This is a genomic window from Pseudomonas sp. TWI628 (assembly GCF_039673865.1).
In the GTDB taxonomy this organism is placed as follows: domain Bacteria; phylum Pseudomonadota; class Gammaproteobacteria; order Pseudomonadales; family Pseudomonadaceae; genus Aquipseudomonas.
On record NZ_JBDJMM010000001.1, the window covers coordinates 58,144 to 79,497 of the forward strand.

Sequence of the window (21,354 nt, forward strand, 5' to 3'; positions counted from 1 at the left end):
TGCCATTCATCCTTGCAGGGCATTCATCACTCGGTCGGGTCGATGCTGTTGGCCAGGGTCATGCTGCGGTTGCCGGGCAGTAGCACGTAGCTGTACGAGCGGCCCTTCTTGAGGAACTGCTCGTCGAAGCTGGCGACCTTGGTGTCCTGTTGGTAGGCGGCGAAGTCGATCTTGATCTCGTTGACCATGCGCGTGCCGGTCTCGCCGTTGCCGAGGGCTTCGACGACTTCGTGCTTGCCATCGGCGGTCTTCAGCGCGGTCTGGTTGGTGGTCAGGTTGTAGAAGGCGATCTGCGCCTTCTTCGGCTCGTTGACGTACTTGTCGCTGATCAGTTTCAACTGCTTGCCGTCGTAGACCACGGTGCTGGCCGCATTGGCCTTGAGCTGGGGTTCGATCGACTTGCCGCCGACGGCGATCTTGTGCAGGCCGGCAGGGGTGAAGCGGTAGCCGCTGAGCTGGCCGGCGGCCACCCGCTGCGGGTTGACCTTGCCGCTGAGGCTGACGTCGATGTTGCTGTCGGACAGGTTCAGCACGCGGACGAACGCCGAGTCGGCCGGGGCCACGGCATCGTACAGGTCGGCGTTGCCTTCGGCGGCCAGGGCGGCATGGCTGGCAGCGGCCAGGGCGATGGCGGTGAACAGCTGGGTAAGTTTCATCAGGCTCTCCTTGAATGGTCAGAAATGCTGGGGCGCAGCGCTGCGGCTGAGCGAGCCGGGGCGGTGGGCGAGCAGGGTGCGCAGGGGGAATTCCCAGACCACGGTGTCGATCTGCGTGTTGGCCAGCTGGTCGCTGGCAAGGAACTGGTTCATCGCCTCGAACGGGCCGCGGGCTTCCACGGCAATGCTCAGCAGGTCGCGGTTGAGGGCCTCCTTGAGGAAGCCGACGAAGTTCCAGTCGTCGATCTTGCTGTAGCTGGTGCCGACCAGCAGCAGGCTCTGGTTTTCCTCGGCGAACAGGTCCTCGGCGCCTTGCGTGGCCTTGAGGGTTTCGTACAGGGCGATCGGGTTGGGGCCAAACTGTGGCGCCAGGCGCGCATGGTCGAACTGGATGTAGTTCATCAGGTCGCCCTTGATGTTCTTCTCACCGGCCTTGTGCGACACATACACCTGGTCACCCAGCAGTTGCGGGCGCTGGCGCGCCAGTTCGTAGGCCGACAGCCGTGCGCCTTCCGGGCTCCAGTGGGTGTCCGACTTGAGGAACAGCTGCGGGCCTTCGAGGTTGGCGAGGAACGCCGCGCGCAACGGCACCACGTCCAGCTGGCGGTTTTGCAGCTCACCGACGAAGTGGTCGTAGAGGCTGGTCACCCGCGGGTCGAAGGCATGCTGGGCATGCGCCGCGTACACATCCAGCTTCATCGGCAGTGGCAGGATCACCAGCTGCTTGCCGTGCTCGGCCAGTTGCGTGCGGACCTTGGCAATCTGCTCCAGCTGGCTCGCCACATTGGCCTCAAGGTCGTTGGGCACGCGGTATTCCTGGTTGGTGTAGAGCCAGCCATCCTTGCCCAGCACCACACCCTTGGTGCCTTCGCCGAACAGGTGGAACTGGGCATCGGCCCACATCTGCACCGACGGCTCGCGCAGGAAGAAGCGCTTGTCGTAGGCCTGCTCGAACTTGCGCAGCAGCTTGCCGTCGACGAACAGGTTCCAGGTGTCGGTCGAGGTGCGGGCAAAGCTGAACACCGGCGGCAGCGAATAGACGAACATCGCCGCCAGCACCACCACGAACAGAATGCCATTGGCCTTGCTGGCCGAATTCATCACCGGGTACATGGCACGCTCCTAGAACTGGAAATACAGGAAGGGTGAGAACGAGTTGGCCGCCAGGCTGCTCAGCGCCAGCAGGAAACCGCCCCACAGCAGCACGCTGTGCAGCGCGCCGACATGGCGCATGAAGTAGCCTTCCTTGTTGCCGGCGTAGAAACGCACGTTGTTGATCCCGGCCAGCACCAGCCAGGCCAGCGCCACCAGGGCGAAGGCCATGGCCATCTTCGAGGCGCCGAGCACGTACAGCTCCAATGAGCCGAAACCGTTGAAGCCGAACAGCGCCTTGTAGATGTCGATGCTGTGGCGCAGGTCCATGGTGAAGAACAGCGGCATGCTCAGCAGGATCAGCACCCCGGTGCGCAGGTTGCGGCCCAGGTGGTAGGGCGTGGTGACCTTGGTCGCCAGGTTGAACTTGCGCTCGATGACCATGCCCACGCCGAAGAACAGGCCCCAGCAGATGAAGGCGAAGCTCGCGCCGTGCCACAGGCCCGACAGCAGCATGGTCCAGATCAGCGCGGGCAGGGCGCCGGCCACGCGTTTACGCACCAGCGGCATGTACACGTAGTCGCGCAGGAAATGCGCCAGGGTCATGTGCCAGCGTGCCCAGAACTCGGTGATGCTTTGCGCCACGTAGGGCTGGTTGAAGTTCTCCGGGAAGCGGAAGCCCATCATCAACGCCAGGCCCAGGGCCATGTGGCTGTAGCCGGCGAAGTCGAAGTACAGCTGCAGGGTCGAGATCACCAGGCCGAACCAGGCGTCGCTGAACTGCAGCGCGCCTTCGCTGACGAACAGCATGTTGATCGGCGCCAGGCGGTCGGCGATCAGCACCTTCATGATGAAGCCGAGCATGAAGCGGCACACGCCCAGCGAGAACAGCTCCAGCGAATGGGTGCGTTCGCGCAGCTGCGGCGCCAGCTGGCTGTAGCGCAGGATCGGCCCGGCCACCAGGTGCGGGAACAGCGCGACGAAGGCGGCGAAGTCGATGAAGTTGCGCGTGGGCGTAGCGTCCTTGCGGTAGATGTCGACGATGTAGCTCAGGGCATGGAACACGTAGAACGAAATGCCCAGCGGCAGGAAGATGTTCTCCAGCGTCCAGGTGTTGATGCCCAGCGGCGCCAGCAGCATGGCCAGCACCTCGGCGCCGAAGTTGGCGTACTTGAAGTAGCCCAGGGTCGACAGGTTGCCGGCCACGCCGATCCACAGAAGGCGCAGGGCCAGGCGCTTGTCGCCAGCATCCAGGCGTGCCTTGATACGCAGGCCGAACCAGTAGTTCCAGTAGGTGATGCCGACGAACAGCAGCAGGAAGTCCGGCCGCCACCAGGCGTAGAAGATGTAGCTGGCGGCCACGATCACCGTCGAGCGCCACTGCGCCTTGGCCAGGAAATACACGGCCAGGAACAGCGGCAGATAAAGGAACAGGAACACATTGGAGGCGAAGATCATGGCACGGCCCTTCCTTAGTAACTGATCACCACGCCGACGCTCAGCTGGTAGTCATCGCCGGTTTCCAATGCACTGCCGGCATTGAGGTAACTGGCGCTGACCAGCGCGTTGACATCCAGGTGCTTGCCATCGATAGCCACCGGAAACATCTTCCAGTAGTAGTTGAGGTCGATCATCTGCCCGACGTTGCGCCCGTTGCCGTTGGTGCCCTGGTTGATGGCGCGGTTGCGCGCTGAGCGCTGGTCGCCGTTCATGCGGATCGGCAGGGTGCCGTCGGCGTCGCGCAATTCAAGCTGGGTTACCCGCAGGTCCAGCGCGCTGCGCGGGGTGGGGCGGGTCTCCACGGCAAAGCCGTAGTAGCTCAGGTTGCGCAGGTCGAGGGCGACGAACGAACTGGTCAGGCGGGTGCTGTAGGAGCCGGTGCGGGTGATGCGGTCGGACTGGATGGCGTTCAGGCGGAAGCCATCATTCTCGTCGCTGGGCTTGTCGGTCAGGCCGCCGCGCAGCGCCAAGCGCGGGGTCCACGCCAGGCTGTCGAAGCGCTTGCCGACTTCGCCCAGCACTGCCCAGCCGTTGCTGCTGTGGCCGGTGGTGGTGACGCCGTTGCCGTCGGTGTTGTCCATCTTGCCGTCCAGCGCCGCCAGTTCCAGGTGGTAGTCGCTGAGCACCGGGTAGGCGAGGTTGTCACCCTTGAAGAACAGCCCGTAGCGCATGCCCTTGAAGTCGTAACGGTCGCCGGCGTCGTGGCCGCTGTGGTCGTTCTCGTGCATCAGGCGCACACCGACCTGGTTGTTCTGGCTCCAGCGGTAGGCGTACTGGCCCATCAGGTAGGTGGTGCGTTCTTCGCTGTCGGCCAGGCGATTGACGTCGGTGTTGTAGTTGTGGAACTTCTGGCCGACGGCGAAGAACGCCTCGCTGAAGGTGTCCTGGTAGTTGAAGCGCAGCGACTCGAGGCTGTCATCCCACCAGATGCCGTAGTCGTCATAGAAGCGCTGGCGGCCGAACGAGGCGGAGAAGCGCGGGTCGTCGCCGATCAGGTTGCGCTTGACGTACAGCTCGCGCAGTTCGGCGTACCAGCCTTCGGGCTGCTCGCGTTCGTTGGCGTTGGACGCTTCGTTGGTCAGGTTGCTCGATTGGCTGGAATCGTAGTTCAACCACAGGCGGCCGTAGACCATCCATTTGGCCCAGCGCTTTTCCGGCGAGTACCAGGCGAACGACGGCTCGTAGCGCAGGCTGTAGAACATCTCACGGTCGCTGCCGACCTGCGAGTCCTCGGGGCCGTAGCCGGTCTGCACGGTGAGCTTGTTGAACACTTCCGAGGTGATCACCGGCTCGCTGCCATCCAGTGCGGCGACGCGCACCGGTGCGTTGCTGTCGGCTTCGGGGCCGGTGATTTCTTCTGCGGCGAGGGCCGCTGGCAGCGGCGCCAGGGCCAGCAGGGCGCCGAACAGAGGGTGATGCGCTTTCACAGGGTGGCCTCCTTGAATAGCCCGTTGCGAGCGGCCAGGGCGCGCTCGATGTCATCCTTTGGCAGGGTCTTTTCCAGGCGCTTGATCAGGCTGCGCGCGCTGCGTTCGCCCAGGTCGAGGGCGACGCGGGCGTAGGTGTAGGCCTTGACCGGGTCGTGGCACAGGGCACGGCCATAGGCGTGCAGGGTGGCCATGCGGTACCAGGCGGCGGTGTTGCCCTTGTCGGCTTCGGCCTGGAACAGCGCCAGGGCCTTTTCCTGGTCAGGTTGGTCTTCCACGCCCTTGCTGTAGTACTCGCCCAGCAGCAGGCCGGCACCGGGGTAGCCGCTGGCATGCAGCTCGTCGATCAATGCGCGGGCCTTGTCCGGGTCCATCGTCAGCCAGTTGTTGACCATGTAGAACTGCGCTTGCAGGGCCTTGGCCCGGGTCGGTTCGCGCTCGCGCACATGGTCGATCAGCGCCTGGGTTTCCTCGGCGTTGTGCTCGGTCGGGTTGGAGATCATGTAGTTGGCCTTGGACACCATGGCCGGCACGAAGCCACGGGCCACGGCCACATCGCGCCAGCGCTGGACGCGGGCAGTGGCCAGGTTCAGCGCGTCGTCCTGGGCTTTTTCGCGGGCCAGTTGCTCGGGCGTTGGCGGCAGCTTTTCGGCAGCCGGTGCAGCGGCCTGGTTCTCGTAGCGGTCGGCGTCCAGTTCGGCGCGCTGCACGTTGGTGATGCTGTCGAGCAGCGCGGCGACGCGGTGGATGATCTCCACCGGCAACTGCTCGCGCTCAGGTTCGAGCTGGTCGGCGAAGGGCGGGAACAGGCGGTCCTGCTGCTCGCCGAGGAAGGCGTAGTAGCGGTCCAGGGCGCGCACGTCCACGCGCACGGCCTGGCGATACCAGCGCTCGGCGCTGGCGCGGTCGCCCTGGCGTTCGGCAAGCACGGCGTGGTACAGCTCGGGACGGCAGTTGAGCAGGCAGGCCTGTTCGTACAGGGCCAGCAGTTGGGCCGCCTGGGCGGTGTCGACCAGCTCCGGGTAGGTCAGGAACACTTCCAGCGTGGTGCTGGTGTTGCGTGGGTCGAGGTTGGCCGGGTAGCGCGTCAGTGCCTGCGCCATCCACGGCCGCTGCGCCTCGCGCAGGTTCGGGGTGCGGTCGATCAGGCGGGCCAGCGAAGCCAGTGCCGGGACCATGCCATGGCCGTCGGCAAAGGCCTTCTGGTACAGCGCCACCACTTCCGCGCGGCTGGCATCTTCGCGCCCGGCCAGTACATCGCCAAGCAGCAGGGTACTGGCCAGGTCGCCACGGGCAGCCAGTTCGCGCAGGTCGGTGGTGACCTCGGCCGACGGGTCCTTGTACAGCGCGTAGCGGATCTGCTCCAGGCTCTGCCCGGCACTGGCCGTGCTGGCGCAGGCCAGGGCCAGGCCGGCCAGCAGCAGGCGGGGGGGCATATTGGCGGTCATGGCGTCATCGTCCTCGGCCGTTTAGCGCGCTGCGCCGAACGGCAGGCCCATGAACAGGTCGACTGCCACCGCTTTCTGGTAGGCCGCGGCCGGCAGTGGGCTGTCAGGCTGGATGGTCAGCGCCAGGTTGCGGTTGACCTCGTCGACTCGGGCGTCGACCACCTTGCCGCTGTAATGCTGGTCGAGGCCGAACACCTGCATGTCCACCGACTTCACCCGGTCGACATCGGCGAGCTTGTCGAACGGCACGTTGGCGCGCACGAACAGGCCCTGGTCCTTGGGCAGCAGGTGCAGCAGCGGGGCGTCCTTGTAGCCGTAGCCATCCAGGCGCTGGCTCGGGTAGTAGACCGTGCAGTCGCACGGGCTGTTGATCACCGTCTCGATGGTGGCGCGGCCGAGCAGGGTTTGCAGGTCACCCGGCGACAGGTCGGCAACCGCCTTCATGTCGGCCGGGCTGGTGAAGCTGGTGGCCAGCTGCGTGGAGATGCTGGCCAGCGGCTGGCCGGCCTGCACTTCGGTGGCGCCGGCGGGCAGCAGGTACTTCACATAGCCGTTGTCGGGCATGCTGATGACCTGGGCGTTGGTCGCCACCTGGGCCTGCAGCGCCGGGATGCGGAAGAACAGCAGGTAGCCCTTGTAGCCGACGAAGGCCAGTGCGGCGACGCCGGCGGCGGTGTACAGCAAGGTGCCGGTCAGGGCCTTGAGGCGGGCGCCCGGGGTACGTGCGCTGACGTGCTTGTGCTTGCGCTCCTTGATGTAGTTCTCGCGCTGCATGACATTGAACAGGCCATTGATGTCGGCGATCTCGCCGGACATGTAGGCACTGATCAGGTAGCGCAGGATGTCGCGCTTCTGTGCATCGAGCTCGACGAACTGCGCCCCCACTTCGCTGCCACGCTGGGAGACGATACGGATCTTGCTGTCGATGTTCAGGTCGACCTGGTTCAGGCGCAGGCGGATCGAGGCGTCGTACAGCGTGCCGACTTTCAGCGGTGCGTCGTGGGTCAGGCCCAGGCCACCCAGCGAAATGTCCTGCAGGGCCACTTCGAACGGGGCCTGGCCGGCACTGGACAGGCGCACCCGTGCGTTCATCCGGGTGCGCACGTACTGGCGCTCGTCGACCGCCTCGTGGACGATGTTGGCCGCTGTCTTGCCCGGGGCCGCGGGAATGTTCGTGGTACTCATGTGCAGGCGCCTTTCCTTAACGTTGCGAGAGTTCTAGAAGAACGGTGATGACCCCGAAGAAGATCGCGATCGACGAGCACAGCATCGCCTTCGAGGACCAGCGGTTGAGGCTGGCGTCGAAGTCGACGCTGCCAGTGGCCAGGGTGGTCTTCTGCCGCGTCCAGCTTTGCTGGTCCATGTGGAACATCGCGTAGACCTTCATCAGCGAACCGACGATCTGGTTGTAATAAAGAACGAAGGGGTACATCGGGCTGACCGGGTGGCCGGCGAAGACGAACAGCACCGTCACCAGGCTGCGCGAGATCAGTACCCAGAACAGGTACACCAGCAGGTACTGGATGCCGAACACCAGGCCAGCCACCACCGAGGCGGTCAGGCCCATCAGGCAGGTCCACATCGATACGCGCTGGTCGAGCAGCACGTACAGGGTGAACAGCCCCAGGCGGGCGCGGCCGAGCAGGGCGGTGGCGCGGAAGTTCTGCCGCAGCGAGTTGCCATACCAGCGGAACATCAGCTGGCGGGTGGCGACCAGGAAGCTGTCGCTGGGCGGGTGCTCGACGGTCAGGGTGTGGCTGTCGGGCACGTAGAAGGTGTTCCAGCCGGCGCGCATCAGGCTCAGCCAGCTCGACTTGTCGTCGCCGGTGAGGAACTGGAAGCGGCCCAGGCGCCAGTGTTCGAGGAAGTCGGCCTCGACGTCGCGGATGAACTCGGGGTCGGTCATCACTTCGGCGCGGAAGAACGACAGCCGCCCGGTCAGGGTCAGCACCCGGTGCGACAGCGCCATCGAGCACATGTTGATGTGGCGCTGGACGAAACGCATCGAGTGCCACTGGCGCATCCAGCGGCTGCCTTCGACTTCGCAGAATTCGTTGGTGGTCAGGCCGCCCACGTCCGGCAGCACGGCGAACAGCTTGACCGCACGCTCGACGCAGCCAGGCAGCATCATGGTGTCGCCGTCGACCACGCCGACCACTGCGTCATTCAGCGGCATCTGCCGCGACAGCGCGCGGAAGGCATGGGCCAGGCCGTCACGCTTGCCGGTGCCCCGGGCGCGGACGATCACCAGCTTGATGTCGTCGCGGTCCTTGACCTCGTTGCGCATGATGTCCTTGATGAACGTCTCGTCGCCTTTCTCGACGATCGAGGCGATCACCGTGCATGGCACTTTCAGTCGCTGTACTTCCTGGAACACCGACTGGTAGACCTTGAACGTGGTCGTGGTGGGGATGCGGAAGCTGGTCACCACCATGAACATGTGCGAGGGCAGCGCGGCATCGCCCAGGCGCTCGACCTGCCGGCGCAGGCGCGGGAATTTCCAGTGCAGGAAGTACATGCCGCGCAGGTAGTGGACAATGGCGTTGCCATAACGCCACATGCCCAGCGTGCCGATGATGAAGATGAACAGGTGGTGGTTCGGGTCCAGGTACTGCGGCGCGACCATCTCCGACGCCAGCGCGATCAGCCCGGCGAGGCATGCCCAGCCGAAGAAGCTGGCGGCTGCGCGCAGGTAGCCGGGTGCCACGAAGGGTGGTTGCTGTCGATCCATGTCGGCTTGACTCCTGTTTTTGCGGTGCCCGCGCGCCACACCGCCCAGGCGTTAGCCTGTGGCGGGTGGAGCGCGGTGGGTGCCGGGTCGGTTACCAGCAGATGCCTTGGGTGCGGCTGTCGCTCAGGCCGGGCATGAAGCCGACCAGGTCGATCACCTGTTTGCCGTGGCCGGCTTGCAGGGCGCTGGCGAAGCGCGGGTCGTTGTTGCCCAGGACGATCACCTCGGCGTCATCGATCACCTGCTGCAGGTCGCTGTGCAGCAGCGACGAAACGTGCGGGATCTTCGCTTCGATGTATTCCTTGTTGGCCCCGTGCACGCGGGCGTACTCGACGTTCTCGTCGAAGATGTTCAGCTGGTAGCCCTTGCCGATCAGGCGTTCGGCCAGTTCCACCAGCGGGCTTTCGCGCAGGTCGTCGGTGCCGGCCTTGAAGGCAAGGCCGAGCAGGGCGATCTTGCGTTTGTCCTGGCGCTCGATGAGGTCGAAGGCGTTCTGCACCTGCGAGACGTTGCTGGCCATCAGCGAGTCAAGCAGCGGCGCCTTCACATCCAGGCTGGCGGCGCGGTAGGTGAGGGCACGCACGTCCTTGGGCAGGCACGAGCCGCCGAAAGCGAACCCCGGGCGCAGGTAGTAGCGCGACAGGTTGAGCTTGTGGTCCTGGCAGACCACATCCATCACCTCGCGGCCATCGACGCCGGCAGCCTTGGCGATGTTGCCGATCTCGTTGGCGAAGGTGACCTTGGTCGCGTGCCAGACGTTGCAGGTGTACTTGATCATCTCGGCGACTTCGATCGACTTGCGGATCACCGGGGCATCAAGGCCGTTGTACAGCGACTCGAGCAGGTCGCCGGACTGGCTGTCCAGTTCGCCGATCACGGTCATGGCCGGGAAGTCGTAGTCCTGGATCGCCGTGCTTTCGCGCAGGAATTCCGGGTTGACCGCCACGCCGAAGTCGACGCCAGCCTGTTTGCCCGAGTACTGCTCAAGGATCGGCACCACCACGTTCTTTACTGTGCCTGGCAGCACGGTACTGCGCACCACCACGGTGTGACGGTTGCCCTTGTCGCGCAGGGCGGTGCCGATTTCCCGGCAGACCGCTTCCATGTACACCAGGTCCAGGTCGCCGTTCTTCTTGCTCGGGGTGCCGACGCACAGCAGCGACAGGTCGGTGGCGAGGATCGCCGCCTGCACGTCGGTGGTGCCGCGCAGGCGGCCCATGCTGACGCCTTCCTGCAGCAGCTGCTCCAGGCCCGGTTCGACGATCGGCGACTTGCCTTGGTTGATCAGGTCGATTTTGGCCGGGGAAATGTCCACCCCCAGCACATTGTGGCCGCGGGCCGACAGGCAGCCCGCGCAGACTGCGCCAACATAGCCAAGTCCAAAGATACTGATGTTCATAGGTCCCTCTCCCTGGGGCACGGCAAAGCCGGCCGAGATACATCGTTCATGAAGTTGTCAAAATGGCAGACGCGCAGAAGTAAGCCGCGCTCGGAAGTGGCGTTGCAGGCTGTTTCTAGTTGGTCTTTTTACAGCCTAATGGCGTTCTTATTTTTATTGCAAGCTTTGATATTCGCTGGTTTGAAAATAACTTGCATGTTCTCTGTGAAAGTTTAAAAACCGTTACAAATCAACGACTTAAAGTTGTTGTTAGTTGGGCGTCAAAAAAATGATAACCCTGCGACTGGCAATAAAGTGGCGCCAAAGGTGTGGCGCCATGCGGGTTTTCCCCTTGCGCTGTTGGGCCTCAGTGGCGCGGCTGGGGCGTATAAAACCCCTGTAAATCAAGGCCTCGCAGGTAGGGTGATGGCGCAATACTGGCTTGCGACGCTGGCCGCCGATGGGCATAGTGACCGCACAGTCTGCAACTGCTCACAGGATTGTGAGCAGCCCCCATGACGGCAAAGGAACCAGGAGAAACGTCATATGAAAGGACTCGGTCCACGGCTGCGCGAAGAGCGTGAACGGCTGGGCATGACCCAGCGGGTATTCGGTGATATCGGTGGCGTCGAGCCTAACGCCCAGGGCAAATACGAAAGTGGTGAGCGTACGCCTCGGGCGGATTACCTGGCGGCGTTGGCGTCCAAGGGCGTGGATGCGCTGTATGTGCTCAGCGGTGAGCGCACGCCGCCAACGCTGGAAAGCCTGTCGGCGGATGAAACCGGTCTGCTGGGCGCGTTTCGGCGTTTGCCGGCGGAAGACAAGGCGGCTTTGTGGCATCTGCTGGGGCGCCTGGTGGGTGAGGGCAGCGGGGGTGAATTGGCACGGCAGCCCCGCCATGAGCGTCAGACGTTTCTGAAGGAAGTTTTACGCTAGGTCCGCCATGAAAAATTTTGTTAAGGTGGCGGGATCCAATCGCCCCTGTTGACGAGGTGTCTGCTTGATTAGGGTCCTAGTGGTCGACGATCACGATCTGGTTCGAACCGGTATTACTCGCATGCTGGCCGATATCGACGGCCTGCAGGTGGTGGGTGAGGCGGATTCGGGCGAGTCGGCGCTGAAACTCGCCCGGGAACTGAAGCCTGACGTCGTGCTGATGGACGTGAAGATGCCTGGGATCGGCGGCCTGGAAGCCACCCGCAAGCTGCTGCGCAGCCACCCCGACATCAAGGTGGTGGCGGTTACCGTATGTGAAGAAGACCCGTTCCCCACCCGCCTGATGCAGGCTGGCGCCGCCGGTTACCTGACCAAGGGCGCCGGGCTGGACGAAATGGTCCAGGCCATTCGCCTGGCTTTTGCCGGCCAACGCTATATCAGCCCGCAGATCGCCCAGCAGCTGGCGCTCAAGTCGTTCCAGCCGCAAGCGTCGCCGTTCGATGCGCTGTCGGAGCGGGAAATCCAGATCGCCCTGATGATTGTCGGCTGCCAGAAAGTGCAGATCATCTCCGACAAGTTGTGTCTGTCGCCCAAGACCGTCAATACTTATCGTTATCGGATCTTCGAAAAACTCTCGGTCACCAGCGACGTCGAACTGACCTTGCTGGCCGTTCGCCACGGTATGGTTGACGCAAGCCTGTAAACCCTCATGTCACAAGTCTTTGATGCCAGCGCGTTCCTGGCGACCTGCAGTGGTCGCCCGGGCGTATACCGGATGTTCGACGCCGAGGCGCGGCTGCTCTATGTGGGCAAGGCCAAGAACCTCAAGAAGCGCCTGGCCAGCTATTTCCGCAAGACCGGCCTGGCGCCGAAAACCGCCGCGCTGGTGGGGCGCATCGCCCAGGTCGAAACCACCATCACCGCCAACGAGACCGAGGCGCTGCTGCTGGAGCAGAACCTGATCAAGCAGTGGCGCCCGCCGTACAACATTCTGTTGCGCGACGATAAGTCCTACCCGTACGTGTTCCTGTCGGACGGCGAATTCCCGCGCCTGGGCATTCACCGGGGGGCGAAGAAAGCCAAGGGGCGTTACTTCGGGCCGTACCCCAGTGCGGGCGCCATTCGCGAGAGCCTCAGCCTGTTGCAGAAGGCATTTTCCGTGCGCCAGTGCGAAGACAGCTACTTCGCCAACCGCACCCGACCGTGCCTGCAATACCAGATCAAGCGCTGCAAAGGCCCGTGCACCCAGTTGGTCACCGCCGAAGAGTATGCCGAGGACGTGCGTCACTCGGTGATGTTCCTGGAGGGCCGCAGCCAGCAGTTGGGCAACGAGCTCAACGAAGCCATGGAAAAGGCGGCGATGGCCCTCAACTTCGAGAAGGCCGCCGAGCTGCGTGACCAGATTGCCCTGTTGCGCCGGGTCCAGGACCAGCAGTACATCGAAGGTGGCTCCGGCGACGTCGATGTGGTGGCCGCCTTCGTCAACCCGGGCGGTGCCTGCGTGCACCTGATCAGCGTGCGCGGCGGCCGTGTGCTGGGCAGCAAGAACTTCTTCCCGCAGGTGGGCATCGAGGAGGAGGTGGCCGAAGTCATGGCCGCGTTCCTGTCGCAATACTACCTGGGCAATGCCGAGCGCGAACTGCCTGGCGAGCTGATCGTCAATGTGGTGCACGAAGACTTCGAGGCCATCACCGACGCGGTGCAGAGCCTGCGTGGCCGCGAGCTGACCATCAGCCACCGCGTGCGCGGCACCCGTGCGCGCTGGCAGCAACTGGCGGTGACCAACGCCGAACAGGCACTCAATGCCCGCCTGGCCAACCGCCAGCACATGGCCGCGCGCTTCGAGGCCCTGGCCGAAGTGCTCGGCCTGGATGAAGTGCCGCAGCGCCTGGAATGCTATGACATCAGCCACTCCAGCGGCGAAGCCACGGTCGCCAGCTGCGTGGTGTTCGGCCCGGAGGGCCCGATCAAGTCGGATTACCGCCGCTTCAACATCGAAGGCGTCACCGCGGGCGACGATTATGCTGCCATGCACCAGGCCCTGACCCGTCGCTACGGGCGGATCAAGGACGGCGAGGGCAAGTTGCCCGATGTGTTGCTGGTGGACGGTGGCAAGGGCCAGCTGAACATGGCCCGCGAAGTGATGCAGGAGCTGGCCTTCACCGACCTGACCCTGCTCGGCGTGGCCAAGGGTGTGACCCGCAAGGCCGGCTTCGAGACCCTTTACCTCAACGACGTGGCCCACGAGTTCACCCTCAAGGGCGACAACCCGGCGCTGCACCTGATCCAGCAGATCCGCGACGAAGCCCACCGCTTTGCCATCACCGGCCACCGTGCCCGGCGCGGCAAGGCCCGCCGCACATCAAGCCTGGAAGACGTCGCCGGGGTAGGGCCCAAGCGCCGCCGCGACCTGCTGAAACACTTCGGCGGCCTGCAGGAGCTCAACCGCGCCAGCATCGATGAGATCGCCAAAGCCCCCGGCATCAGTAAAAAGCTTGCCGAGTCGATTTATGCCAGCCTGCATAGCGAGTAGAATGCCGGGCTCAACCCGCAGCCAGTCGTACCGATGAATATTCCAAACCTGCTCACCGTTCTACGCGTCCTGCTCATCCCGATCTTCATCCTGCTGTTCTATGTGCCCTATCACTGGAGCTACATGGCCGCCAGCACGGTGTTCGCCATCGCTGCCGCCACCGACTGGCTGGACGGCTACCTGGCGCGTCGCCTGCAGCAGAGCACCCCGTTCGGCGCCTTCCTCGACCCGGTGGCCGACAAGCTGATGGTGGCCGTGGCCCTGGTGCTGCTGGTGCAGGTGCACGCCAACTTCTGGCTGACCCTGCCGGCGGCAGTGATCATCGGCCGTGAAATCGTCGTGTCGGCGCTGCGCGAGTGGATGGCCGAACTGGGCGCGCGGGCGCATGTGGCGGTGTCCAACCTCGGCAAGTGGAAGACCGCGGCGCAGATGCTGGCGCTGGTGATCCTGCTGGCCAACCCGCCGGTGGTGAGCTTCTGGGTGGTACTGGGCTACGGCCTGCTGCTGGTGGCGGCGGCGCTGACCCTGTGGTCGATGGTGCACTACCTGGTGGCCGCCTGGCCGCACCTGCGCGAAGGCTCCGAGCAAAAATAAAACTTTTTTGAATCAAGGGGTTGACGCCGTTTCAGATATCGTTAGAATGGCACCCATCACGACGCGGGAATAGCTCAGTTGGTAGAGCACGACCTTGCCAAGGTCGGGGTCGCGAGTTCGAGTCTCGTTTCCCGCTCCAAATTGGCCTTATCGAATACTTTCGGCAAGGCAAGAAAGAAGGCCCTTAGGGGCCTTTTTTCGTTTCTGTCATATGCCCATTGGCCTCCGCCGCCACGCCTGTCTGCTTGACCGAGCCCATGCTAAGATTTGGGGGTGAATGGAGACCTGAGATGACCCGATCTTCTGATGTCAGTGTTGCCACTGAAGTACGAAAGCTGGCCAAAAAGCACAACGTTACCGCCGAGCGTGACGGGGTGAGTGGCATGGCTGTGACTATTAGTCGTCTAGCTGGCGATATGATCAACTTGGACGTTGTCGAACAGTTGCTGGTGAACCTTAAAAGAAAAGGCGTGCTCAGCAAGGTTGAGATCATGACACTTCAAGGGCGCTATCTCGCTGAAAAACGGCGTACCAGCAAACCGATCAGCGCATGACCTTCGACCCGTTCGGAGATTTCGAGACGGCAGGTTATCTGCAGAACGCGCTGCAGCTAAAAGATCCTATCGAGGTTAAAGAGTCGGAGCATTTGTCGTTCGAGGCCAGTATCGAAGATGCGCTCGCGTTTCTCCAGAATGAGCCTTTGATCGACTATGGCGCTGTGCTCAAGGTCCATGAAATTCTCTTTTCAGCCTTTTACCACTGGGCGGGTAGAGACCGGAACGAACTGGTGCCGCATCTTGCCGTTTTCAAAGGCATGCATGGTGATCCCGGCAGTACGGTATTTGAGCATCCTGCACAGGTTAGGCGGGCTGTGGATTACGCGCTCCAATTGGCGGGCAATAGTGGACGCTTTCGGGACCGCCCTGGCGAGGTCATGGGGCAACTGGCATTTGCTCACCCATTTCTGGACGGTAATGGGCGCACTATCTTGCTGGTGTTCATGGAGCTCTCGTTCCGAGCAGGTTTTGCCATCGATTGGTCGAAAACACAGAAAGACCTGTACCTGCGTGCTCTCAGTGACGAAATTCGCGAGCCGTCGACCGGCCATCTTGATCGCTATCTGCAGCCGTATGTGATCGACATTTGCAGCCGGGATGAGTGGCCGGGGGTCATCAGTGATATCAAAGGGCTGGATGGAATGGACAAAGAGGGGATTACGTACGAAAGCCTCGATGATCCAGAAGTTCAGCAGATCTACAAAACCTATCGTACAGCTGCACACGCCCCTATGACGGGTGAACCGAAAACCGAAATTGAGCCGTGAGTTCGAGTCTCGTTTCCCTCTCCAAATTGGCCTTGCCGAAGTATTTCGGCAAGGCAAGTAAGAAGGCCCTTCGGGGCCTTTTTTCGTTTCTGCGAAAAATTTCTGCAATCCGCACATTCCAAGCTGTTCAGGTCGATTCGGCAGGCGTGGCCGAGGACGACGGCGACGCGCCGGGGTGGGTTTCCGGCAGCGCCACCAGCACCAGCACGAAGGCGACTGCGGCAATTGCCGCCAAGGCAAGAAACGCAGCATCGTAGCCAGCGGCCTGCAGCACCAGCCCAGCGAGACCAGGGCTCAGCGCCGCGCCCAGCCCGAACATCGTCGTCAACGCGCCGAGGCTGACATTGAAGCGCCCGCTGCCTTCGGTCAGATCCTTGACCACGATCGGTAACAGGGCACCGAAAATGCCGGCGCCGATGCCGTCGAGCAATTGCACGCCGACCAGCCAGAACGGGTTGTCGGAAACCACGTAGAGCGCACCCCGTATCGGCAGGATGAGAAAGCCGGCCAGCAGGAACGGCTTGCGCCCCCACTGCTCGGCCTTGGCCCCCACCAGCATGGCCATCGGTACCATCACCAACTGCGCCGCGACGATGCAGGCAGAGGTAAGCGGTGTGGCCAGGCGCAGGTCGATCTGTGACAGCTTCTGGCTGACCAGCGGCAGCATCGCCGCGTTGGCAAGGTGAAACAACGCGCAGCACACTGCGAATATCAATAGGGTGCGGTTGTGCAGCAGCACCCTCAGCCCGGCAGGGTGGTCAGCCGCCATCGGGCCATGGCCAAGGCCGCGAGCCAGCTGGTGGTCGATGGCCGCAGCGGGTACCCGGACCGTGGCCACGATGCTGGCCACGGTCATGACCGCCATCAGGTAGAACACCACCACCGGGCCGAACAGGTACGCCAGGCCGCCGGCCAGCAGCGCCGAGCAGGCATTGCCGGCATGGTTGAACGTTTCGTTGCGGCCGACCCGGCGGGTGAATGCCTTGGGGCCGGTGATGCCGAGCGATATGGCGGCAATCGCTGGCGCGAACACCGAGCCTGCCAGGGCCGCGACCGTCTGGGTCAAGGCTACCCCGGCGAACGACGAGATCCACGGTAGCAGCAGGCAACTGCCGGTCACCAGCAGGGCGGCGATCACCACCACCGCGCGCTTGGCCCTGGTGCTGTCGATCAGCGCTCCGGCCGGCGTTTGCGCCAGCAGCGCGACGATGCCCGCCAGGCTCATCACCAGGCCGATGCTCGCTGGTTGCCACTGGTGCACGGCAAGCAGGTAGATGGCCAGGTACGGCCCCAGGCCGTCGCGTACGTCGGCGAGGAAGAAATTCAGCCAGTCCAGGGCACGGTGATGTGAGGCGAGGGGCTTTGAAGAGGTCAAGGATGCAATCTCGTAAACGCCATGGGGTGCAATCAGCAGCCGGCATGCGGGGCGTGGCCCGCTCTGGTTAAAGGACTGCCAGGGTGGGCGATAGGTTCCTGGCCCAGGCGCTCGTACCTCGCCGGGCACAAGTCAGGGCTGGCGACCGCTCGCCCTGGCACGGCCTGCGGCCTGATGCTTTACGGGGCATGCGTATCAGGCCCCGACGCTGGCGCGCACCATCGCGTAAGCCTGGCGCACCAGCGGGTTGGCACTGTTGGCCCGCACCCACAGGTAGTAAGTCACGTCAGGCAGCGCCGGCAGGCCATCGCTTTGTCCGAGCACGCGCATGTCGGGGCCGACCATTTCCTGGCTGCGCGCAGTAATGCCCAGGCCGGCACGCACCGCTGCCTTGACGCCGATCAGATTGGATGCCAGGTAGGTCTGGCGCCAGGCGATGCCGGCGTGCTCCAGCGCTTCGAGCGCCAGCTTGCGGTACAGGCTGGGTTCGTCCACCAGCACCAGTGGCAAGGGCTCCCCTGGCAGGTGCTGATAGTGGGCCGCGCATATCCACCACACCGGCGAGGCACGCAGTGCGAAGCCTTCCAGGCCCGGCGCGGTACGGGTGGAGATGACCATGTCGACTTTGCCGCGCTGCAGGTCATCCATCAGGAACGGGCTGCGGCCAACGTCGATCTCCAGGCGCAGGTTGGGCGCCGAGCGGGCGATGTGGCTGAGCAGCGGAGGCAGGATGGTGTCGGCGATGTCGTGGGGCGAGCCGATACGCAGCACGCCGCTCAGGCTGTCGTGACGCAGGCCGGCCAGTGCCTCGTCGTTGAGCGCGAGCATCTGCCGGGCGTGGCGTAGCAACTGACGGCCTGCATCGGTAAGGGATTTCTGCCGGCCCTGCTTGCGCAGCAGCGCCACGCCCACCTGCTGCTCCAGGCGCTGCATGTGCTGGGTCACCGAGGCCTGGGTGCGGCCCAGATGGCGGCCGGCCTCGGCGAAGCTTGTGTGGTCGGCGATGGCGACGAAGGTGCGCAGCAGGTCGAGGTCCAGAGCAGGTGTGGTCATGGGCAGGCATCTTTGCATCAAGGGCTGACGAAAAAAGATAAAGAATCATTATGTTTAGAGTGGCAGGGATAGAAGTGCTCGTCTACAGGAGCCCGTATTTACTGGCTTATTCCATTTTTTAAGCGTTTCTATATCGTCTGAGTTATAAGGATAGTCAATATTTGAATTTCCCCTCACCTCGGCAACTTCCTAGCATGCGCCCTCACTGGCCGGGCGTTCCGGCTGCCGGGATGAGGAGCTCCACCATGTCGCTGTCCACCGTCGCCCGTCGCGGGTTGTTTGCATCATTGCTGGCCACTGCCACCCTGGCCGCCAGCGGCATGGCCCAGGCCGACGCCACCCTGGACAAGATACAGCAACGCCACAAGCTGTCGGTGGGGGTGGTGCTGTCCGGGGGCCCGTTTGGTGCCATCGACCCGGTCAGCCGCCAGCCCATCGGCTTCAGTGTCGACCTGGCTCGCGACCTGGCTCGCCAGCTGGGCGTCGAAGTGGACCTGGTGGCCGTACAGCCAGCCAACCGCGTGCAGTTCCTGCAGCAGGGCAAGGTCGACCTGCTGATCGCCAACATGGAATGGACTGCCGAGCGCGACAAGCTGCTGGGCCACGTGCCCACCCCCTTCTACCGCGTCGGCGGCACCGCCGTGCTGGCCGACGGCAGCCCGGTCAAGGCCTGGGCCGACCTCAAGGGCCAGCCGGTGTGCACCAGCCAGGGCAGCAGCTACACCCAGGCCCTGGTAAACCTGGGCGCCGACATCAAGGCCTTCAAGACCTCCGCCGAATCGCTGCTGGCCCTGCGCGGCAACAATTGCGTGGCCGCCGTGCACGACGCCACGCTGATCAACCCGCTGCTGGCCAAGGGCGGTGAATGGAGCGGCTACCGAGCCCTCACCCCCGAGCTCAACCCGGCGCCTTCGGTGATCTGGACACGCCTGGGCGAGACCGATACCCAGCAGCGCCTGGACCCTTTCGTCAAGCAGTGGCACCGCAGCGGCTGGCTGATCGAGCGTGAGCAGGCCAACCACATTACCCCGGCTTCGCCCGCGCTGGTGGAACTGCGCGCCAAGCTGCAGGGTGAAGGCGCTTGATGAGCGATGTCCTGCACTGGCTGGTCGGGCAGCTTGCCCGACTTGGTCTGGACTACAGCTTTGTGTTCGACGCCTACGCCAGCGGCAAGTTGCTGGATGGCGCGCTGACCACGCTGTGGCTGTGCCTGTGCGGCATCGCCGGCAGCCTGCTGGTGGGTGTGCTGCTGGCTGCGGCGGTGACCACCGGACGCCGCTGGCTGGCCTGGCCGGCGCGGGCCTTCATCGAGGTCACCCGCAACACCCCGACCCTGGTGCAGCTGTACTGCGCCTTCCTGGTGCTGAACATGCTGATCAACCAAAGCCTGGGCAGCGCCAACCCCATGACGCCATTCGCCTGGGTGGTGCTGGTGATCTCGCTGCACAAAGGTGCCTTCCATGCCGAGGCCCTGCGTGCCGGCATTGAGGCTGTGCCGGTGGTGACCCTGGAGGCGGCCTGCTCGCTGGCCTTCAGCCGCCGCCAGCAACTGCTGCAGGTGCAATTGCCGCTGGCGCTGCGCTTTGCCTTGCCGGCGTTGGTCAACAACCTCATCGACCTGGTGAAGATGACCGCCGTGGCTTCAGCCATCGCCGTCAACGACATCACCTACGCCGCGATCATGATCTGGACCCAAGGTGACAATGTCATCGAGCTGATGATCCTGATCCTGGCCTTCTTCGGGCTGCTGAGCCTTGCAGTCAACTGTGCCGGCCGCGCCCTGGAGGCGCGCCTGAGGATGCCTGGCTATGGCCATTGAGAACCTTGCCACCCTGTGGCACTGGTCGCCGACCCTGGGCGCAGGGCTTGTGCAGAATATCCAGATCAGCGTCGGCGCCATCGGCCTAGGCACGTTGCTGGGGCTGGTGGTGGGCACCTTGCTGCTGTCGCCCTTGGCACCGTTGCGTGTGCTGGCGCGGCTTTGGGTGCAAGTGTTTCGCAACGCGCCCTGGCTGGTGCTGATCTATTTCACCTCTTATGTATTCCCCTTCGACATTCAGGTGGCTGGCACCTGGGTGGCATTTCCCGACTGGCTGAAGGTCACCGTCGGTCTGGCCCTGCCGGCCAGCGCCAACGTGGCCGAGATCTTCCGCGGCGCGGTCGCGTCGATCCCGGGCACCCAGTGGGAGGCGGCGCGCTCGCTGGCCTTCAGCCGCGGGCAGATTTTTCGTTCGATCATCCTGCCGCAGTGCCTGCGGCGCATGCTGCCGCCGTGGATGAACCTGTATGCGGTGGTAACCATGGGCACCGCGCTGGCTTCGCTGGTGGGGGTGCACGACCTGATCGACAGCGCGCAGATTGCCGCCAACACGGTCAACCGCAGCGGTTTTACGGTGCTGGTTTACTTCAGCGTGCTGGCGCTGTTCTTCGCCTATTGCTACCCGATTGCCCGCCTGACCCAACGCCTGGAGCGCCGTTATGCCTTCTGAACCCCTGATCCAGTTGCGTGACGTGCACCTGGCTTTTGCCGACACCCCGGTACTGCGCGGCATCGACCTGGACGTGCAGGCCGGCCAGGCGGTGTCGATCATCGGCCCGTCCGGCTCTGGCAAGTCGACCATCCTGCGCTGCATGACGGGCCTGCTGCGGCCCCAGCACGGCAGCATCCGCATCGGCGGCACCCAGGTCGAGCGACTGCGCGGCGAGGCCGGGCTGATTGCCCTGCGCAAGCAGGTGGGCTTCGTCTTCCAGCAATACAACCTGTTCCCGCACCTGAGCGTGCTGGACAACCTGATGATCGCGCCGACCAAGGTACTTGGCCGTGACCGCGCGCTGGCCCGCGAACAGGCCCTGGCGCTGCTCGAGAAGGTGCGCCTGGGGCACAAGGCTGCTGCCTTCCCGGGCGAGCTGTCGGGCGGGCAGCAGCAGCGGGTGGCCATTGCCCGCGCCCTGGCCATGCGTCCCAGGCTGATCCTGTTCGACGAGGTGACCTCGGCGCTGGACCCGGAGATGGTCGGCGAGGTGCTGGCAGTGATTCGCGAGCTGACCGAGGAGGGCATGACCTGCGTGCTGGTCACCCATGAAATGCGGTTTGCCGAGGAGATCAGCGACCAGGTGTATTTCACCGAGCACGGTCGCATTGTCGAGCATGGCAGCGCAGAGCAGGTGTTTCGCGCCCCCACCCACGAACGCACCCGCGCGTTCCTCCAGCATGCGCTGGGCGAGGGCGGCCACCGCCCCAGCCGACCGGCGCCCGATGTGTTGAGCAACCTGGGGCGTTACAGCCTCAGTGTGTGATGCCCGTTTT

20 protein-coding genes and 1 tRNA gene are annotated in these 21,354 nt (G+C 63.9%); 11 read left to right on the forward strand and 10 right to left on the reverse strand.

What is annotated here, in order from left to right:
- Positions 1 to 26 precede the first annotated feature (26 nt).
- The 8 genes from ABE528_RS00300 to ABE528_RS00335 all read right to left on the reverse strand — a co-directional run bounded on the left by ABE528_RS00300 (position 27) and on the right by ABE528_RS00335 (position 10,253).
- The gene (locus ABE528_RS00300; protein ID WP_152957132.1) at positions 27 to 656 is read right to left on the reverse strand and encodes an alginate O-acetyltransferase AlgF; all 630 of its coding nucleotides are present in this window, start codon (positions 654 to 656) and stop codon (positions 27 to 29) included.
- Between the two features lie 18 nt (positions 657 to 674).
- Positions 675 to 1,769 carry an alginate O-acetyltransferase gene (locus ABE528_RS00305; protein ID WP_346651819.1) on the reverse strand — a complete coding sequence of 365 codons (1,095 nt, stop codon included), beginning with the start codon at positions 1,767 to 1,769 and terminating at the stop codon, positions 675 to 677.
- A 9-nt stretch (positions 1,770 to 1,778) separates the two neighbouring features.
- Positions 1,779 to 3,206, reverse strand: coding sequence for an MBOAT family O-acyltransferase (locus tag ABE528_RS00310; protein ID WP_346651820.1), 1,428 nt, complete (start codon positions 3,204 to 3,206; stop codon positions 1,779 to 1,781).
- A gap of 14 nt (positions 3,207 to 3,220) precedes the next feature.
- Positions 3,221 to 4,675 carry an alginate export family protein gene (locus ABE528_RS00315; protein WP_346651821.1) on the reverse strand — a complete coding sequence of 485 codons (1,455 nt, stop codon included), beginning with the start codon at positions 4,673 to 4,675 and terminating at the stop codon, positions 3,221 to 3,223.
- Positions 4,672 to 6,123 (reverse strand): sel1 repeat family protein, encoded by a 1,452-nt coding sequence (locus ABE528_RS00320; RefSeq protein WP_346651822.1) that lies wholly within the window; start codon positions 6,121 to 6,123, stop codon positions 4,672 to 4,674. Before ABE528_RS00320 ends, ABE528_RS00315 begins: the two co-directional genes overlap by 4 nt.
- Positions 6,124 to 6,144: 21 nt before the next feature.
- A complete protein-coding gene (locus tag ABE528_RS00325) occupies positions 6,145 to 7,308 on the reverse strand; it encodes a PilZ domain-containing protein (RefSeq protein WP_152957128.1) in 1,164 nt (387 codons plus the stop codon).
- Between the two features lie 16 nt (positions 7,309 to 7,324).
- Complete coding sequence (locus ABE528_RS00330) at positions 7,325 to 8,854, reverse strand: glycosyltransferase (RefSeq protein WP_178120100.1); 1,530 nt, start codon at positions 8,852 to 8,854, stop codon at positions 7,325 to 7,327.
- Between the two features lie 91 nt (positions 8,855 to 8,945).
- Positions 8,946 to 10,253 carry a UDP-glucose/GDP-mannose dehydrogenase family protein gene (locus tag ABE528_RS00335; protein ID WP_152957127.1) on the reverse strand — a complete coding sequence of 436 codons (1,308 nt, stop codon included), beginning with the start codon at positions 10,251 to 10,253 and terminating at the stop codon, positions 8,946 to 8,948.
- 525 nt (positions 10,254 to 10,778) lie between these two features.
- On the opposite strand from ABE528_RS00335, the gene ABE528_RS00340 reads away from it, so the two are divergent.
- From ABE528_RS00340 to ABE528_RS00370, 7 genes are all read left to right on the forward strand, one after another.
- The gene (locus tag ABE528_RS00340; RefSeq protein WP_346651823.1) at positions 10,779 to 11,168 is read left to right on the forward strand and encodes a helix-turn-helix domain-containing protein; all 390 of its coding nucleotides are present in this window, start codon (positions 10,779 to 10,781) and stop codon (positions 11,166 to 11,168) included.
- Between the two features lie 64 nt (positions 11,169 to 11,232).
- Entirely contained in the window at positions 11,233 to 11,871 is a 639-nt protein-coding gene (uvrY, locus tag ABE528_RS00345; RefSeq protein ID WP_054884910.1) for a UvrY/SirA/GacA family response regulator transcription factor, read from the forward strand.
- A 6-nt stretch (positions 11,872 to 11,877) separates the two neighbouring features.
- Positions 11,878 to 13,701 (forward strand): excinuclease ABC subunit UvrC, encoded by a 1,824-nt coding sequence (uvrC, locus tag ABE528_RS00350; protein WP_346651824.1) that lies wholly within the window; start codon positions 11,878 to 11,880, stop codon positions 13,699 to 13,701.
- Between the two features lie 33 nt (positions 13,702 to 13,734).
- Positions 13,735 to 14,295: a CDP-diacylglycerol--glycerol-3-phosphate 3-phosphatidyltransferase gene (pgsA, locus tag ABE528_RS00355; protein ID WP_028626065.1), complete on the forward strand. Its 561-nt coding sequence runs from the start codon at positions 13,735 to 13,737 to the stop codon at positions 14,293 to 14,295.
- Positions 14,296 to 14,358: 63 nt separating this feature from the next.
- Positions 14,359 to 14,434 (forward strand) — tRNA-Gly (locus tag ABE528_RS00360).
- A 151-nt stretch (positions 14,435 to 14,585) separates the two neighbouring features.
- Positions 14,586 to 14,849 carry a hypothetical protein gene (locus ABE528_RS00365; RefSeq protein WP_152957124.1) on the forward strand — a complete coding sequence of 88 codons (264 nt, stop codon included), beginning with the start codon at positions 14,586 to 14,588 and terminating at the stop codon, positions 14,847 to 14,849.
- Entirely contained in the window at positions 14,846 to 15,619 is a 774-nt protein-coding gene (locus ABE528_RS00370) for a Fic family protein (RefSeq protein ID WP_346651825.1), read from the forward strand. The genes ABE528_RS00365 and ABE528_RS00370 overlap by 4 nt, the downstream gene beginning before the upstream one ends.
- A gap of 127 nt (positions 15,620 to 15,746) precedes the next feature.
- On the opposite strand, the gene ABE528_RS00375 is transcribed toward ABE528_RS00370, so the two are convergent.
- Both ABE528_RS00375 and ABE528_RS00380 read right to left on the reverse strand, forming a co-directional pair.
- Positions 15,747 to 16,994, reverse strand: a complete 1,248-nt coding sequence (locus ABE528_RS00375; RefSeq protein WP_152957122.1) for an MFS transporter — start codon at positions 16,992 to 16,994, stop codon at positions 15,747 to 15,749.
- A gap of 195 nt (positions 16,995 to 17,189) precedes the next feature.
- Positions 17,190 to 18,047 (reverse strand): LysR substrate-binding domain-containing protein, encoded by an 858-nt coding sequence (locus tag ABE528_RS00380; protein WP_178120099.1) that lies wholly within the window; start codon positions 18,045 to 18,047, stop codon positions 17,190 to 17,192.
- Between the two features lie 245 nt (positions 18,048 to 18,292).
- On the opposite strand from ABE528_RS00380, the gene ABE528_RS00385 reads away from it, so the two are divergent.
- The 4 genes from ABE528_RS00385 to ABE528_RS00400 are packed head-to-tail and all read left to right on the forward strand — an operon-like array spanning position 18,293 to position 21,344.
- Positions 18,293 to 19,132 (forward strand): transporter substrate-binding domain-containing protein, encoded by an 840-nt coding sequence (locus tag ABE528_RS00385; protein ID WP_152957120.1) that lies wholly within the window; start codon positions 18,293 to 18,295, stop codon positions 19,130 to 19,132.
- Positions 19,132 to 19,866, forward strand: coding sequence for an amino acid ABC transporter permease (locus tag ABE528_RS00390; protein ID WP_152957119.1), 735 nt, complete (start codon positions 19,132 to 19,134; stop codon positions 19,864 to 19,866). The genes ABE528_RS00385 and ABE528_RS00390 overlap by 1 nt, the downstream gene beginning before the upstream one ends.
- The gene (locus tag ABE528_RS00395) at positions 19,856 to 20,536 is read left to right on the forward strand and encodes an amino acid ABC transporter permease (RefSeq protein ID WP_346651826.1); all 681 of its coding nucleotides are present in this window, start codon (positions 19,856 to 19,858) and stop codon (positions 20,534 to 20,536) included. Before ABE528_RS00390 ends, ABE528_RS00395 begins: the two co-directional genes overlap by 11 nt.
- The gene (locus ABE528_RS00400; protein WP_346651827.1) at positions 20,526 to 21,344 is read left to right on the forward strand and encodes an amino acid ABC transporter ATP-binding protein; all 819 of its coding nucleotides are present in this window, start codon (positions 20,526 to 20,528) and stop codon (positions 21,342 to 21,344) included. Before ABE528_RS00395 ends, ABE528_RS00400 begins: the two co-directional genes overlap by 11 nt.
- The last annotated feature ends 10 nt before the right edge of the window (positions 21,345 to 21,354 follow it).

Excerpts from the sequence above, each read along its gene's own strand:
- ABE528_RS00310 (WP_346651820.1), bottom strand. The coding sequence starts at position 3,206 with ATGATCTTCGCCTCCAATGTGTTCCTGTTCCTTTATCTGCCGCTGTTC.
- ABE528_RS00340 (WP_346651823.1), top strand. The coding sequence starts at position 10,779 with ATGAAAGGACTCGGTCCACGGCTGCGCGAAGAGCGTGAACGGCTGGGC.
- pgsA (WP_028626065.1), top strand. The coding sequence starts at position 13,735 with ATGAATATTCCAAACCTGCTCACCGTTCTACGCGTCCTGCTCATCCCG.
- ABE528_RS00330 (WP_178120100.1), bottom strand. The coding sequence starts at position 8,854 with ATGGATCGACAGCAACCACCCTTCGTGGCACCCGGCTACCTGCGCGCA.
- ABE528_RS00300 (WP_152957132.1), bottom strand. The coding sequence starts at position 656 with ATGAAACTTACCCAGCTGTTCACCGCCATCGCCCTGGCCGCTGCCAGC.
- ABE528_RS00385 (WP_152957120.1), top strand. The coding sequence starts at position 18,293 with ATGTCGCTGTCCACCGTCGCCCGTCGCGGGTTGTTTGCATCATTGCTG.
- ABE528_RS00370 (WP_346651825.1), top strand. The coding sequence starts at position 14,846 with ATGACCTTCGACCCGTTCGGAGATTTCGAGACGGCAGGTTATCTGCAG.
- ABE528_RS00395 (WP_346651826.1), top strand. The coding sequence starts at position 19,856 with ATGGCCATTGAGAACCTTGCCACCCTGTGGCACTGGTCGCCGACCCTG.
- ABE528_RS00305 (WP_346651819.1), bottom strand. The coding sequence starts at position 1,769 with ATGTACCCGGTGATGAATTCGGCCAGCAAGGCCAATGGCATTCTGTTC.
- ABE528_RS00390 (WP_152957119.1), top strand. The coding sequence starts at position 19,132 with ATGAGCGATGTCCTGCACTGGCTGGTCGGGCAGCTTGCCCGACTTGGT.
- ABE528_RS00400 (WP_346651827.1), top strand. The coding sequence starts at position 20,526 with ATGCCTTCTGAACCCCTGATCCAGTTGCGTGACGTGCACCTGGCTTTT.
- ABE528_RS00320 (WP_346651822.1), bottom strand. The coding sequence starts at position 6,123 with ATGACCGCCAATATGCCCCCCCGCCTGCTGCTGGCCGGCCTGGCCCTG.
- ABE528_RS00325 (WP_152957128.1), bottom strand. The coding sequence starts at position 7,308 with ATGAGTACCACGAACATTCCCGCGGCCCCGGGCAAGACAGCGGCCAAC.
- uvrC (WP_346651824.1), top strand. The coding sequence starts at position 11,878 with ATGTCACAAGTCTTTGATGCCAGCGCGTTCCTGGCGACCTGCAGTGGT.
- ABE528_RS00380 (WP_178120099.1), bottom strand. The coding sequence starts at position 18,047 with ATGACCACACCTGCTCTGGACCTCGACCTGCTGCGCACCTTCGTCGCC.
- ABE528_RS00335 (WP_152957127.1), bottom strand. The coding sequence starts at position 10,253 with ATGAACATCAGTATCTTTGGACTTGGCTATGTTGGCGCAGTCTGCGCG.
- ABE528_RS00365 (WP_152957124.1), top strand. The coding sequence starts at position 14,586 with ATGACCCGATCTTCTGATGTCAGTGTTGCCACTGAAGTACGAAAGCTG.